The 12,522-nt window shown below is 68.3% G+C and carries 17 protein-coding genes, 1 other RNA gene and 1 pseudogene; 14 read left to right on the top strand and 5 right to left on the bottom strand.

Annotation, left to right across the window (positions count from 1 at the left end; translation table 11 throughout):
- Positions 1-64 precede the first annotated feature (64 nt).
- Positions 65-973, top strand: a complete 909-nt coding sequence (locus tag KBI5_RS15450; protein ID WP_085015643.1) for an NAD(P)-dependent oxidoreductase — start codon at positions 65-67, stop codon at positions 971-973.
- Here KBI5_RS15450 and KBI5_RS15445 read toward each other — a convergent pair whose 3' ends face one another.
- Entirely contained in the window at positions 974-1,693 is a 720-nt protein-coding gene (locus KBI5_RS15445) for a YoaK family protein (RefSeq protein WP_085015635.1), read from the bottom strand. It abuts the gene before it with no gap.
- A gap of 95 nt (positions 1,694-1,788) precedes the next feature.
- The gene (locus KBI5_RS15440) at positions 1,789-2,262 is read right to left on the bottom strand and encodes a VOC family protein (protein ID WP_023839931.1); all 474 of its coding nucleotides are present in this window, start codon (positions 2,260-2,262) and stop codon (positions 1,789-1,791) included.
- 323 nt (positions 2,263-2,585) lie between these two features.
- Between KBI5_RS15440 and ssrA the strand changes: the two genes are divergently transcribed.
- Positions 2,586-2,959: a transfer-messenger RNA gene (ssrA, locus tag KBI5_RS15435) on the top strand.
- 1,207 nt (positions 2,960-4,166) lie between these two features.
- Here ssrA and KBI5_RS28430 read toward each other — a convergent pair.
- Together KBI5_RS28430 and KBI5_RS15425 are read right to left on the bottom strand one after the other, a co-directional pair.
- Positions 4,167-4,298, bottom strand: a pseudogene (locus KBI5_RS28430) (site-specific integrase); the annotation flags it as partial.
- A 247-nt stretch (positions 4,299-4,545) separates the two neighbouring features.
- Positions 4,546-5,211, bottom strand: a complete 666-nt coding sequence (locus KBI5_RS15425; protein ID WP_133057051.1) for a hypothetical protein — start codon at positions 5,209-5,211, stop codon at positions 4,546-4,548.
- A gap of 171 nt (positions 5,212-5,382) precedes the next feature.
- Here KBI5_RS15425 and KBI5_RS15420 point away from each other — a divergent pair, with 171 nt between their 5' ends.
- The 5 genes from KBI5_RS15420 (at position 5,383) to KBI5_RS15405 (ending at position 8,590) form a co-directional block, all read left to right on the top strand.
- On the top strand, positions 5,383-5,589 hold the full coding sequence (locus KBI5_RS15420) for a helix-turn-helix domain-containing protein (protein WP_085015633.1): 207 nt from the start codon (positions 5,383-5,385) through the stop codon (positions 5,587-5,589).
- Positions 5,586-5,822: a hypothetical protein gene (locus tag KBI5_RS15415; protein WP_085015632.1), complete on the top strand. Its 237-nt coding sequence runs from the start codon at positions 5,586-5,588 to the stop codon at positions 5,820-5,822. The genes KBI5_RS15420 and KBI5_RS15415 overlap by 4 nt, the downstream gene beginning before the upstream one ends.
- 114 nt (positions 5,823-5,936) lie before the next feature.
- Entirely contained in the window at positions 5,937-6,170 is a 234-nt protein-coding gene (locus KBI5_RS25910; RefSeq protein WP_133057050.1) for a hypothetical protein, read from the top strand.
- Positions 6,167-7,768, top strand: a complete 1,602-nt coding sequence (locus KBI5_RS15410) for a hypothetical protein (protein ID WP_133057049.1) — start codon at positions 6,167-6,169, stop codon at positions 7,766-7,768. The genes KBI5_RS25910 and KBI5_RS15410 overlap by 4 nt, the downstream gene beginning before the upstream one ends.
- A gap of 234 nt (positions 7,769-8,002) precedes the next feature.
- On the top strand, positions 8,003-8,590 hold the full coding sequence (locus KBI5_RS15405; RefSeq protein WP_085015630.1) for a hypothetical protein: 588 nt from the start codon (positions 8,003-8,005) through the stop codon (positions 8,588-8,590).
- 26 nt (positions 8,591-8,616) lie between these two features.
- Here the strand turns inward: KBI5_RS15405 and KBI5_RS26385 are convergent, their stop codons facing one another.
- Positions 8,617-8,769, bottom strand: a complete 153-nt coding sequence (locus tag KBI5_RS26385; protein ID WP_157902521.1) for a hypothetical protein — start codon at positions 8,767-8,769, stop codon at positions 8,617-8,619.
- A gap of 26 nt (positions 8,770-8,795) precedes the next feature.
- Between KBI5_RS26385 and KBI5_RS15400 the strand changes: the two genes are divergently transcribed.
- From KBI5_RS15400 to KBI5_RS27365, 7 genes are all read left to right on the top strand, one after another.
- Positions 8,796-9,167 (top strand): hypothetical protein, encoded by a 372-nt coding sequence (locus tag KBI5_RS15400; protein WP_133057048.1) that lies wholly within the window; start codon positions 8,796-8,798, stop codon positions 9,165-9,167.
- A 200-nt stretch (positions 9,168-9,367) separates the two neighbouring features.
- Positions 9,368-9,877 carry a hypothetical protein gene (locus KBI5_RS26380; protein WP_085015628.1) on the top strand — a complete coding sequence of 170 codons (510 nt, stop codon included), beginning with the start codon at positions 9,368-9,370 and terminating at the stop codon, positions 9,875-9,877.
- Entirely contained in the window at positions 9,874-10,365 is a 492-nt protein-coding gene (locus KBI5_RS15390) for a hypothetical protein (protein ID WP_085015627.1), read from the top strand. The genes KBI5_RS26380 and KBI5_RS15390 overlap by 4 nt, the downstream gene beginning before the upstream one ends.
- Positions 10,362-10,571, top strand: coding sequence for a hypothetical protein (locus KBI5_RS15385; protein WP_085015626.1), 210 nt, complete (start codon positions 10,362-10,364; stop codon positions 10,569-10,571). Before KBI5_RS15390 ends, KBI5_RS15385 begins: the two co-directional genes overlap by 4 nt.
- A gap of 181 nt (positions 10,572-10,752) precedes the next feature.
- A complete protein-coding gene (locus KBI5_RS15380; protein ID WP_085015625.1) occupies positions 10,753-11,334 on the top strand; it encodes a recombinase family protein in 582 nt (193 codons plus the stop codon).
- Positions 11,335-11,832: 498 nt separating this feature from the next.
- Entirely contained in the window at positions 11,833-12,336 is a 504-nt protein-coding gene (locus KBI5_RS15375) for a hypothetical protein (protein ID WP_085015624.1), read from the top strand.
- Between the two features lie 5 nt (positions 12,337-12,341).
- The coding region (locus KBI5_RS27365) for a hypothetical protein (protein WP_206745261.1) at positions 12,342-12,522 on the top strand (181 nt) is incomplete at its 3' end.

Below are 12,522 nucleotides of genomic sequence, written 5' to 3'. Positions count from 1 at the left end.
GACCGACTCTCATGACCGACCGATCCCGGTGGACGCCATCGGGGGCGAAACAGGAGTGACGTTCATGCGTGTTGCCTTCGTCGGACTGGGCACGATGGGATTTCCCATGGCCGGTCACCTGGTTCGGGCCGGGTTCTCCACCACCGCGTTCAATCGCACGGCCGCGACCGCGGCACGCTGGGCCGAGGAACATTCCGGCCGGATCGCGCCGTCGCCCGCCGCCGCGGCGACCGAGGTCGACGTCGTCTGCCTCTGCGTCGGTGCCGATGACGACGTCCGCGAGGTCGTCCTCGGTGCCGACGGGGTGCTGGGGGCGCTTCGGCCTGGTGCGATCATCGTCGATCACACGACGACCTCCGCGGAACTCGCGGAGGAGATCGCGGCGCGCACCGCCGAGGTCGGCGTCGGTTTCGTCGATGCCCCGGTCTCCGGCGGGGAGGCGGGTGCCATGGCCGGCCGGCTGAGCATCATGTGCGGTGGGGATCCTGAGACGATCGAGCGGGCCAGGCCGGTGCTCGCCGCCTACGGCGCGACCATTACGAGGATCGGGCCGGTCGGTAGCGGACAACTCACCAAGATGGTCAATCAGATTCTGGTGGCGGGAGYCGTCGAAGGGGCGGCCGAGGCCATCAACTTTGCTATTGCCGCCGGTCTGGACACCGATCTGGTGCTTTCCGCCGTGGCCGGCGGCGCCGCCAACTCGTGGTACCTGGCGAATCGTGGTCAGACCATGGTGCGCGACGAGTTCGATTTCGGGTTTGCGGTCGACTGGATGCGCAAGGATCTGCGGATCTGCCTTGCCGAGGCGGGCCGGCGTGGTATCCCGCTGCCGATGATCGAGCTGGCTGAGCGGGATCTCGCAGCTGCCCAGGCGGACGGCGAGGGCGGTCTCGACACGACGGTCGTCATCCGGCAGCGGCGCCGTGCGACCAGGCCGGGCGGCGCGGGTGGCGAAGTCTCTCCGGCTTCCTGATCATGGCGCCGCAACGGTGCCGGTCACGGTGGCGATCAGGCAGCCGGCGACGGTACCGGTCGCCAGGACGAGCGGGACGATCCGGCCGAGATGGAGCAGGCACAGGCCCCCGATCAGGGCTCCGGCGAACATGGCGACGGGGCCGGCGAACCGCCGCGTCCGCCGCGCCCCACCGCGGCCCGTTCCTCCGCCGAGCCGGGAGTCGATGATGATCCCGGTCAACGTGCTGGTCAGCACATTCGTCGGGATGTCCGGAACGGCCATCCGCCGAGCCGTCGCGTGCTGCAGGCCCATCGCGAGGGCCAGCGGGAGGATGACGGCATAGGGCCGGGCCCCGGGGATCTCGGGGATCTCGGGTTCCGTACCGAGTCCCTGGGTGACCAGCGTGGCGATCAGCGCGCCGGCCATCAGCCCGGTCTGCGCGGCCATCGCGATGATCAACCACGAGAAGCGGCGACCGCCGATTATGGTCACCGTGCCGATCCGTCCGGCGATGACGGCTCCGGCCAGGAAGCCAGCCAGGGYCAGCGCCGACAGGTCGGCGGACAGGCCCGGGGCCCCGGCCAGCGCAAAGGCCAGCAGGACGACGTTTCCGGTCATGTTGGCCACGAACACCCGGCCGAGTCCGAGAAAACTGACCGCGTCGACGAGACCGCTGAGGATCGCCAACGCCACCAGCAGAGTCGGCAGCCGCCGACGCTGGTCGGGGGACGGTCGCATGGGCACAGTTTCACCGAGCGACGGCCCGTGCGGCGGAAGGCGGGAACTCCCGGCGCCTCTGATTTCGGCGGCTCTGATCTGATCTTCTGATCTGATCAGAGCCGCAACGGACGGACCGGAGCCGCGGCGAGCGCGGGAGTGCTCCGCCAGTCGACCCCGGGAACGTCGATGTAGAGCTCGATCTCGTTGCCATCCGGGTCGAGGATGTACAAGCTGTGGGTGACCGTGTGATCCGACGCGCCGACGACGGTCACATCCGCGTCGTGCAGACGGGCGAGCACCGCGCGCAGCTCGTCGTCGCTGTCGCCAACCTTCAGCCCGAAGTGGTACAATCCCACCCGCCGGCCCTGGGGTATGGCCGCCGCGTCCTCGCCGACCTCGATGAGGAGCAGCTCGTGGTGGGTGCGTCCGGAGGAGAACGCGGCGGCGGGGGCCCGCAGTGGGTTGCCGTCCGCGCCCGCCGGGTCGGGAAAGATCTGCCGCCAGCCGAGTACGTCCCGGTAGAAGGCGCTGGAACGCTCGATGTCCCGGACGTAGAGGACGAGATGTCCCAGTTCCTTGATCTCCACGGTGATCTCCCGAGGCGCTGGTCGTCTGGTAGCCGTTATCCATACAACAACTCCGTACAACGACGTTGCCCGCGACGGCATGCCCACGGGGCCGGGCCRCTGTGACGCGCGGCCGCCACGCCCGCCACAGCCGCCACATCGGAAACCCGTTGGTACGCGGGGTGCCCGACGTGGGAACATGGAGCCGGCGTCCGAGCGTTGGACGCAGTGACGCGCGCGATGGGTCGGGTTGGCAGGAGCGTCTGTTTGCTGGTGCCGGCGTCTGCGTCTGCGTCTGCGTCTGCGTCTGCGGTACACTGAAACGTCGTAACTGATCAGAACTTGGGGGTGACCGGCTTCGACTCCGGACGTCGAGGCAGGGGAAGCGGGCCGAGGATGAGCGGTTATCTCGTTAACGATCCGTTCAGAACAACAGCTGCCAACAAGACGCAGCCCACTACCCCCACTTACGCGCTCGCCGCTTAAGAGGGACTAGGTAGTCGTCAGTCTGGGAGAGCCTCCGGCCCAGAATCTGACGTCGCTAGGAGGATCACCGGCTGACCTGGTCGCGGGGTCGGTCGGGACATCAAACAGCGACTGAGCCTATGTTGGCTTGCCTGCGTGTCCGACGAGGCTGAGAAACAAGTAGCAGGATGCGCCCGGAGAAGCCCTGTGTCGGGGCCGGAGGACGCGGGTTCGATTCCCGCCACCTCCACGCCGCTGGAAGGGGCCTGTCCGCGACGGACGGGCCCCTGACCAGGCGAAACGCTCCCGGCCTTCCCGATCCCGCCACCGTCACCCGCGCTGGTGCCCACAGGGTGCCCGCGCCGGATTTCGCGAGGGATCGCCGCGGCGATCGTTTCGGCCGCTGCGCGCCCGGTCGACTTGAGCTTGTGGGCGTACAGGTTCCCGGTGACGGTCGTCGAGGAGTGACCGACGACCTTCGACACGATCACTTCGTTCACGTTGTTGTCGAGCATGATCGTCACCGATCCGTGGCGGAGATCGTGCAGCCGCTTCGGCGACAGCAGCCGGTCTCCGAGTTCGTCCCCGATCGCCAGGTCGACCGACAGCGGCGCGGTTAGGCGCAGCAGAGCGCGCGAACCGGACAGCCCACCACCTACGCCGAGAACGGTCACCTCACCGATCGGCGCCCGGTCGCGGTAGAGCGTCCACGTGCCCTCGGCCTGCCGGTACCGCTTGCCGACGACAATCGTCGTCGATCCCTTCGGCGCGGCATCTCGCACGTTCGACAGCAGACCGACCCGCCGGGCGATGCGCTGCATCTGTCGCGTGAGGTACTCCGGGGCCAGGTGCCGGCCCGACGGATGCGTGAAGATCAGGTCTTCGAGCTGGACCGGGTTGCCGTGCTCGTCCGGCAAGATCCCGTTGTCCCACCGGTCGACACCGACCGCGGCGCGTTCCTCGTCCTGGTGAAGCCGGTGAATGGCGAGCGAGCCAAGCACGACTTCGGCCAGGTCCACCTTCCGCCGGCCCGCCTTCGTCTTCGGCTCCCACACCCCCATGACCGAACCGGACCGGGTGATCTGCTTGCGGATCACGAGCACCCGGTCTTCCTCGTCCAGCGCCGTCCAGGTCGCGCCGCAGACCTCCCCGCGGCGCAGGCCGTGAAGGGCCATGAGCTCGTACGCCGCGGCCAGACGATCGGATGCCGCCTCGTCCAGGAAGCGGCCCACCTCTTCGGCTTCCCACGGCTCGACTTCGGGCGTGGCGTACGACGCCAGCTCGACGCCGAGCGCCGGATTGAAGTCGATCTTTCGCTGTCTCAGCGCGTCGTTGAGGGCCGTCCGCAGCATCTCCAACACGTCCGCCACCGTCGCCGGCCCGATCGGCCGGCGCGGCCGCCGCTCCGGCGCCTGGGACGTAGCGACGGCCAGCTTCAGTGCGCTGTCGATGTGCTCCGAGCGGAGACCGGCCAACGGCATGTCGCCGAGAAACGGCACCAGGTGCAGCCGGATGAACTGCTCATAGCGCGCCCGGGTGGTAGGCCGGAGCGCGTTCTTCCGGCTGTGCCAGTCCCGCAGGTAGTCGCCCACGGTCAACCCGCCGATGTGCTGGCGGCCTGTGTGGACCCGCGCCACGGCCTTCTCCGCCTCTTCCTCGGCCTTCTTCTTCGTGGCGTATCCGCTGTCGCTGATCTCGGATTTGCCGACCAGGGGGACGAGTTCCTTGGGTACGCGGAACCGGTACGACCAGGTGCCGTGCGTGCGCTTGGCCGCCAGCTCCGGGCACTTCCCGCGCGGGTACTTCCGGCCGTCCTCGTCGCGGCAGCCACACCGACGTTCAGTCTTGATCTTCACTTTTTGCCTCCGCGCCGCTCAGCCGGATTGCCTGCTCGACCTCGTTCACCAGCGCGCGAGTGACCCGGCCGCGCAGCGCCCGCAGCCGGTCCGGGTCCGTGCCGGCATCCGTCCGTTCGGCGACCATCTGGTCGCGGCGCTCCGTCAACGAGCAGCGCCACAGATTGTGTGCCGTCTCCGCAACCAGCAACGGCGGCACTTTCAGCTTGCGGGCCGCCTTCACTTCGGCCTCAGTGGGCACCATGCCGAACACCGCCATGGAGCCCTTCGGGCCCTCCACGATGCCGCCGTAAATGGTCCCCACGTTTCCGGAGGCGAGGGTTCCGACGCCGCCCACCATGAAGACGCCGACGTTCTTCGCACCGTAGACGTTAAGCACGGATCGGCCGCTCCCGGTGACTCTCGACGTCAGGCGCACCTCTTCATCAGGATCGATGAGGTCCGCCAGGGTGACTCTGCGGCCGAACGCTTCGGCGAGCGCGAGCGGGAGTATTGCCAGCTCAGCCGCGCTGAGATCGCGCTGCCCCGCTTCGAGGGTCGCGATGCTGGACTGCTTCCAGGGAAGGCCATGACGCCGAGCGGCGAGAGCGACATCGCCCTGGCTAATCCCGACCTCGCGGCGTAGATCGCCAGCGCGCCGGCCGATCACAGCGGCGACCGTCGGGACATCGACGCTTGCTTCAGACATAACTTGACCTTACGGCATCGGGTATCGGCAGGCCGTTGTTTGACGTGCCCCTAACCCAGGTGATGTAGTGGCCTCACGGTCAGAAGCATCGGAGCACCGGTGCGGCAACGGGGTACCGGTTATGGAGGGCAGATGACAGAAGATCCACTCTGGGACAAGGCGAGGGTCAGCGACTACATCGGTGTGGCGATCGGAACCCTCGAGCAGTGGCGCACCCGCGGCGTCGGACCGCGCGGGTTCCGCGTCGAGGGCGGCCTGGTCCGTTACCGAAAGTCAGAAGTTGAACGCTGGCTCGCCGAGCAGGAGCGGGCCGAGCTCGACCGTCGGATGTCGGCGTGAGCACCGCCGCCGAACTACGGCCGGCACGCGGACAGTGGACCGCGCGGGACCTCGACGCCCTGCCGCTGCTCACCGACCTGCCGACAGCAGCGTCGATCTTGAACATGGGGACCACGAAGGCGCGAGAACTCGCACGGACCGGTCAGTTCCCGGTTCGCCTGATCAAACACGGCGAAAGATATGCCGTTCCCGTCGCGGCTCTACGCCGCCTACTCGTCGAGGCCGACCAGTGACCCGCCACCACCGGACCACCGGTCACCGCAAGGCCCCAAACGCGACGACGCCCAGGGTCACCACAACCCGGGGCGTCGTTACCGCCGCAGCCTCCGCCACGAAAGCCGTCAACCATGACGATATCCCCGCCGACCCATATCACGCCGCCTAGCCGGCACGTCGGCGCCGCACCCACCCGGGAACGGCCGACACAAGTGATCCGACTCGACGCCTGGCACCTGCTCCCCTGGGCGCGTACACGCATCCGCGCGGCCCACCCGGACTGGGCGCCGTGGGAATGGGAGGCCGCCGCCCGGGAACAGGTCGGCCTATACGTGCGCCCCGCGCGCAGGAGCGCGCTCCAGTGACATACGGCTTCCCACTATCCGGCGCAATCGATGGCCGGACCCTGCCGTCGACTGCACCAGCCGGCCCAGACTCGCACGACGAAGTCCTCGCCGAAGAAATTTACCTCGGAATCCTGTTGGAATTCCCGAACGATATCGACCCTGGGCGATTTCTACAGATCGTCGGCCCCGTCGACCCCGCAGACTTCCACCGGCCTGTGCACCGGGAACTCTTCCAGGTCATTTGTGATCTTTGGAATCAAAGTCCGACGCTCGTCTCCCCGGGCGCCGTCTATGTCGAGCTCGAACGTCGCGCCGAGGCGGTCGGGGCAGCCCAAGCATTCGGGCTGAGCGTCTGGGACATCGAAAAAATCCGGCAGCAGGCCACCACACCGGGCAACGCCAGCTACTTCCACGGGATCTTCCAGAATAAGGCAGCCGGCCGCCGCCGCAAGGGGCTGACCGTTCAGCTCTCCCAGGCTGTATCTCGTGGCGTGGACCCCGAGACCATCCGCAAGCTGCACGCCGCACTCGGCGAAGAACTCGCCCAACCCCGCCAGTCTGGCCCGGTGGCAGCGTCCGCGTGGACGCCTGTCGACTTGACCCCAGTCCTCAACGGCTCCTACGCGCCCCCGCAGCCCACGGTGCTCGCCAGAACGGACGGACGATGCCTGTTCTACCCGGGAAAGGTTCACTCGGTGTTCGGTGAATCCGAATCGTTGAAATCGTGGCTATGCCAGTACGGCGCCGTCCAGGAGATTAATGCCGGCAACGCCGTGCTATACGTCGATTTTGAGGATGACGAAGGTTCGGTCGTCTCCCGCATGCTCGCACTCGGCGCCAACCCGGGCCGCATCCGGGAGCGCCTGCGGTACATCCGACCAGACGGTCCGCTGGCACCCGGCGGGGCCGACGCGGCCGGGCTCTACCAGCTCGCCGCACAGTCCACCCTTGCCGTTCTCGACGGCGTTTCCGAGGCGATGGTGCTGCACGGCCTAGACCCGGACAAGGGAACGAAGGACGCCGCCGAATTCTTCGATCTTCTTCCCCGGCCGCTAGCGCAGGCAGGCGCTGCAACCGTAATGATCGACCACATTCCAAAAAACACACTTCCGGGTACGAAAAACGCTTTGGGCGCCCAGCATAAACGTGCGGGAATCAACGGTGCCTCATATTCGGTGCGGGCCACCGAAACGTTCGGATTCGGCCTCCACGGCCAGGCCGTCATCGAGGTCGCTAAGGATCGACCCGGACAGGTCAGGTCCTTCGCGGGCGGCCCCAAGCACGACGAGATCGGGGTCCTTCACCTCGAATCCCTCCCGGACCGGTCTGTGCTCGCCCGCCTAGAGCCCGCCGAGACCCACGACCCAGCGAAGCCGTTCCGGCCGACGATCTTGATGGAGCGGATCAGCCGCTACCTGGAGACGGCGCCGGACGCTCCACTCTCCACCTCAAAGATCGAACAATCCGTTTCCGGCAATGCCCGGGGGAAACGACAGGGCCTTGATCGCCTCGTCGCCGAGGGGTACGTGACCGTCGAGCAGGCCGGGCAGTCACGCCTCCACCGGTCTATCCGGCCCTTCCGTGACGATCAGCCCTCCGAGATCGGGACGGCGTAGATGGGCAGGCGACCCCCAACGAAAACCCACCACGTCCCCCCAGTCCACACCCCGTCCAAACCCCGTCCGGGACGGGGCTCAGAGAGGTCAGAACCAACCCCGTCCCCCCCGTCCCCCCCGTCTCTAGGACGGGGGACGGGGGACGGGGTTGGGGTCTGGCGGCCGATGGACGAACCCCGTCCACGGCAAACCCCGTCCGGGACGAAGCGGAAGACCCCAACCGAAAGGACCCCCATGCCCGCCACCGCCAGCACGCCCGATCCCCGCCTCGACAGCCTGCCCTCGAAGATCCGCGACCGGGCCGCCAAGCTCCTCGGCAGTCACATGTCCAACACCCGCGCTGTCCGAGACGAGCTCCTTGGTCCCGACAAGCCGAAACTTCGGGCTGTCACCTACAGCGACGGCACACGCACCGTCGGCCCCGCTGCCCGCGAAGCCCTTACCCGCGCCGCCGGCTGGTGGCACGAGGCAATGACCCTCGCCGAACAGCTCGTCGGCCTCACCGACGACCATGCCCAGGCCGGCATCCTCGCCGCCGTCGCCGGCGACGAGGACCGTGGCGTCCTGCGCGATGGGGGGCGGGGCGGTTTCCGTACCGATCGTTTCCGCGGCGAGGGCGCCGAGGATGATCGTCCGAACGCGGAGGACCGCGGTCAGCTCGTCGCCGGAACCCGCATTCCAATCACCGGCATGGTCGCAGTGCCCCCACCGCCACCCGCCCCGAAAATCACCGTCACTGTGGGTTCCGGGGCCGACCCGGGCGACGTTGCTGCCTTCCTCCGGAAGATGGCCACGAAGATCGAATCCGACGGCGCCTTCTGATGGCGAGCCGCCCAACAGCCGAGCCGCTACACCGATTCGACGCTGTCCCCCCGCTCACCCCGAATGCGGTCGACCGGGCCAGGAGGACCATCCACCGATTCGTCGTTGACCCCGGAGAGCGAATCAGCATCCTCGAAGCCCTCGGCCTGCCCGCCGACGACGGCAAGCACAACCAGCAAACCCCATCCGACAGGAGCCCCCGACCATGAGCCCCGCCCGGCCACGCCCGGTGAACCCGACAACCCGCGACGCCACCCCTGCCGCCGACCTCGCGGCCGAAGTCGCCGCGCTGCGGCATGCGGCCGACCGGGTTGCCCGCCTGCGCCGCGCCGACCGGGTTGCCCGCCTGCGCCGCAGGCAGGCCGCCCTCGCCCGAAAGCTTGCCGCAGCGGACCGGCGACACCGCATCTCCAAACTGACCGTCCGGCGTGCCACCGCCCTGCGCGCCGCCGCCGCAATGAGGACCGCTGCCGGCAGGCCACCGGCTGCCGGCGGAAAGGCCGCGGGCAAACGGTCCGCGCCGCTGGTCAAGGCCGGGACCGCGCCGAAGACAGTTCCCCGCCACACCGGCCGCTGATCACATTAGGTGACGGGCCGTCGGTCAAATGGCGGCCCGTCATGAATCTCGTCACTGCGAGTAATGGAAGTGAGGTTGTGATGCCGAAACGTGACGACAGCGACCTGCCCCCGCCGGTCCCCGGGCGCTGCAACTCCCGGGTTCGCCGGGCCGGAGCCCCCGCACGATGCCGGGCGACCGCCGGGCGAGGAACAAACCATGTGGGAGACGGGAATTGCAGACTGCACGGCGGCAACACGCCGGCCGGGCAGCTCGCCGGCGTCCGCGAACGTGTCGTCGACGGCTATCGGCGGTTCGGCGCCCCCCGCCCGATCGCGCCGCTGGCGGCCCTTCAGGAAGAAATCAGCCGGACCGCAGGCATGATTTCGATGCTGGAAGGGGAGGTGAACCGGACCGTTGACCCTGACGGCCGCCCCATCCTCGTCGACACCGGTGGCCTGCACCCCACGCCGTCACCGCTGGTAATCCTCCACCGCGAGGAGCGCAAACATTTCATCGCCGCAGCCCGTGCGGCGGCTGACGCCGGGGTGGAGGCGGAGCGGCAGAACCTGATCAAGGCGTATCGGGATCATGTGCTGGACATCGTCGACCTGGTCGTCCGGGCCTTGGGGCACGACCCCGACGATCCCCGAGTCGCCGCGGTCGTCGGCGGCTGTTTCCAGCAGGTCGCCGCGGCGGCTGAACGTCCGATGGTCGGCGGTGAGCTGTGAGCGGCGCGGCGCTGCCCGGCGTGGTTGCGGTCGCCCGCCGCCGTGCGCTGATCGCCGAATCCGAGCTTGCTCGGCTCGCCCGCGGTGGAGCGGACGCCGACACCTTGATCGCCGCTCGCCGTTTGATGGACGAACGGTTTGCCGAGCTGGCCAGCATCGAGGCCGCCGAGGAACCCGCCGGCCGGGAGACGATCCGGGCCCGGGGCGAGTTCGCGGCCGAGCGGGCCCGTGCGCTCACAGCACCGCAGGGTGAGGCGGAGCTTCTGCTGCTGTTCCACCGATGGCGGATGATCGCCGCGGATGGGGCCTGGTCGGCGGTGCGGGTCCTTCGGTCTGCGGGCGGGTCGGCTGTCGAGGAGGCGGTGCTCGCCGGACTCGCCGGGGACTACTTTCCCGCCGCCGAAGATTTCGAGACGGCGTGGACGAGCCTTCTTGACGCACGCCGTGCCGCGGACTCCGTGCCACCGACCCGGGGCCGTGGTGCATGAAGGACGAGCTGACCCGCCACGAGGCGCCGCGGGACCTGGTGCCGCGGGCGGAGATCGCCCGCCGCTGRCCGGCGATCAGCGAGCGTCTCGCTCGCCGGCTCACCACCGAGCGGCGGATCCCGAGCTGGACTGTCGGCGGCCGGGTGTTCGTCAGCGCTGGTGATGTTGAGCGGTGGCTCGCGTCCTGCCGACGGCCGGCCGCCTAGCCGGTCCGTTCTGGTCGGTGGCGGTCGACAATGGTCACCTACGGTCACTGTCCTAAAACCATGGTTACGGGACAGTGATCCAAAGTTCTGGGCCGTGGGGCAAAACCGCACGTCACCGGTTCCCGAAATCTAGTCCCATAATTGTGTCCCGAATATCAGCAATGGTATAAACTTTCGGGACATGGAGCGAGGGTATGTCCGGGTCAGCACGACCCACCAGGATCTTGACCGCCAGATCGACGCGCTCACCGCCTACGGCATCGCCACCGACCTGATCTACGCCGACAAGAAGTCGGGAGCCACCTTCGAACGCGACGCATGGAAGCGGCTCGTGTGYCACTGCAAGCCTGGCGACACGATCGTCGCCGTGACGCTCGACCGGGTCGGGCGCAACCTCCGCGAGTGCCTGAACCTGATCCACGACCTGACCGAGCACGGCATCCGTATCCGCACCCTCAAAGACCCGATGCCGATCGACACCACCGACCAGTCCGGCATGGGCGGTCTTGCGGTGCTCATGCTCGGCCTGTTCGCCGAGATGGAGCGCACCTTCATGCGTGAACGCGCCGCGCACGCCCGCGCCGTCGGTGAGGCCAAGGGTAAGGCCACCGGCCGGCCGCGCAAGCTCACCGACGGCCAGGTCGCCACCGCCCGCGCCGCCATCGACGCGGGACGTTCAGCCGCTGACGTCGCCTCCGACCTTGGTGTCGGCCGGTCCACGCTCTACCGGGCCCTCGGCGCAGAGGAGCTGACAGGCCGATGACCGGGGCCTGCGGCAACCTCGACCGCCATGGGACGTATGCGCTGTCAGCGTTCCTCGGTGAGTAGGGGCCCGCTGTCCGCCGCCGAGCGGGGGGCGCGTCCTGCTTCTCGCCGGCTGCGGCTACGCCCCACTCGCTGGCGGCTGCACTCTTCGGCAGTCCGGGCAGTCCCTGGACGGTAGATCGGGCCGCCAGGAGAGGGTGAGCCGAACGCCGGGACCTCCCTGTGGTCGCCGGTGCCGCTTGCATCTCAGGCTGATTGTCGGGTTGGGCCATGGCTTCCGCGCCGGTTCGTCCATGCCGTCGAGGATGGCCCGGTCATCAAGACCGTGCCGTAGTCTGAATGTGGCTTTCCGGTCGGCGTTTCCGCAGGCCAAACCACCCTAAATCCCGTACAATAGCCCTGGCTCCACCGGCGAAGCCGCGTGTCAGGCCGTCGGGCTGGTGAAACCGCCCACGCGCACGCCAATAATATTTTGCATGCGCGAAAGGYCCTCCCCATGGCTCGCAACTCTCACCACACCCCCTCGATCGTCRGCCCCCGTGCTATCGCCTCGTCCCTCCGCGAATGGGCCGACGCCTCAGCCTGCCCCACCTGGGCGGATGCCTTCGACGACAGCATCGACACCGACGTAGCCCGCGGCATCATCCGCGCCGCCGGCCAGATCGAACAGCACATTTCCCCGGAAGACCCTCGCCTCAACGATCTTAACCCCTACGCATTCGTGCATGCGGTCGGCTCGGATCCGGTTCTGACCGTTCCGGGCCCGGTCGCCGAATACCTGGCGACCGCATCACCGGACTGGTCGGCCCGACGCTGGTTTAAAGGACTCCACGCCGCCTACCGGCGTTCCCCGGCGCTGACCGCCGACGAGGTAGCCGCAGCACAGGAATACATCGATAGGGCCCGTGAGATGGCCGCCGCCGGCTTGCGCCCGATCCGTGCGGTCAACGAGGACGGCCAGCCGGTTCACCGGTTCGTCTGCGACATCGAAGGCCGGTAGCTGCGATGACTGTGGTCGGTACCGCTGAGATTGTGATCATCCCGTCCGTCAGGAAATTCGGGGACATCGGCGCCAAGATCCAATCGCAGCTATCCGGGGTTGGTATGGCCGCGACCGGTGTTGCCGGGAAGTTCGGGACGGCGGAGAAAGCCGCCGCCGGCGTGAGAGGCGAAGTTGAGGCCGCCG

Origin of the sequence: Frankia sp. KB5 (assembly GCF_002099325.1) — a bacterium.
Taxonomy (GTDB): domain Bacteria; phylum Actinomycetota; class Actinomycetes; order Frankiales; family Frankiaceae; genus Frankia; species Frankia casuarinae.
The sequence above is the reverse complement of the archived record's forward strand: the minus strand, read 5'-3'. Positions and strand labels throughout refer to the sequence as shown.

Bases quoted from the DNA above. Each gene is read 5' to 3' on its own strand.
- KBI5_RS15420 (WP_085015633.1), top strand. From the start codon at position 5,383: ATGACAGAAGATCCACTCTGGGACAAGGCGAGGGTCAGCGACTACATC.
- KBI5_RS25910 (WP_133057050.1), top strand. From the start codon at position 5,937: ATGACGATATCCCCGCCGACCCATATCACGCCGCCTAGCCGGCACGTC.
- KBI5_RS15405 (WP_085015630.1), top strand. From the start codon at position 8,003: ATGCCCGCCACCGCCAGCACGCCCGATCCCCGCCTCGACAGCCTGCCC.
- KBI5_RS15400 (WP_133057048.1), top strand. From the start codon at position 8,796: ATGAGCCCCGCCCGGCCACGCCCGGTGAACCCGACAACCCGCGACGCC.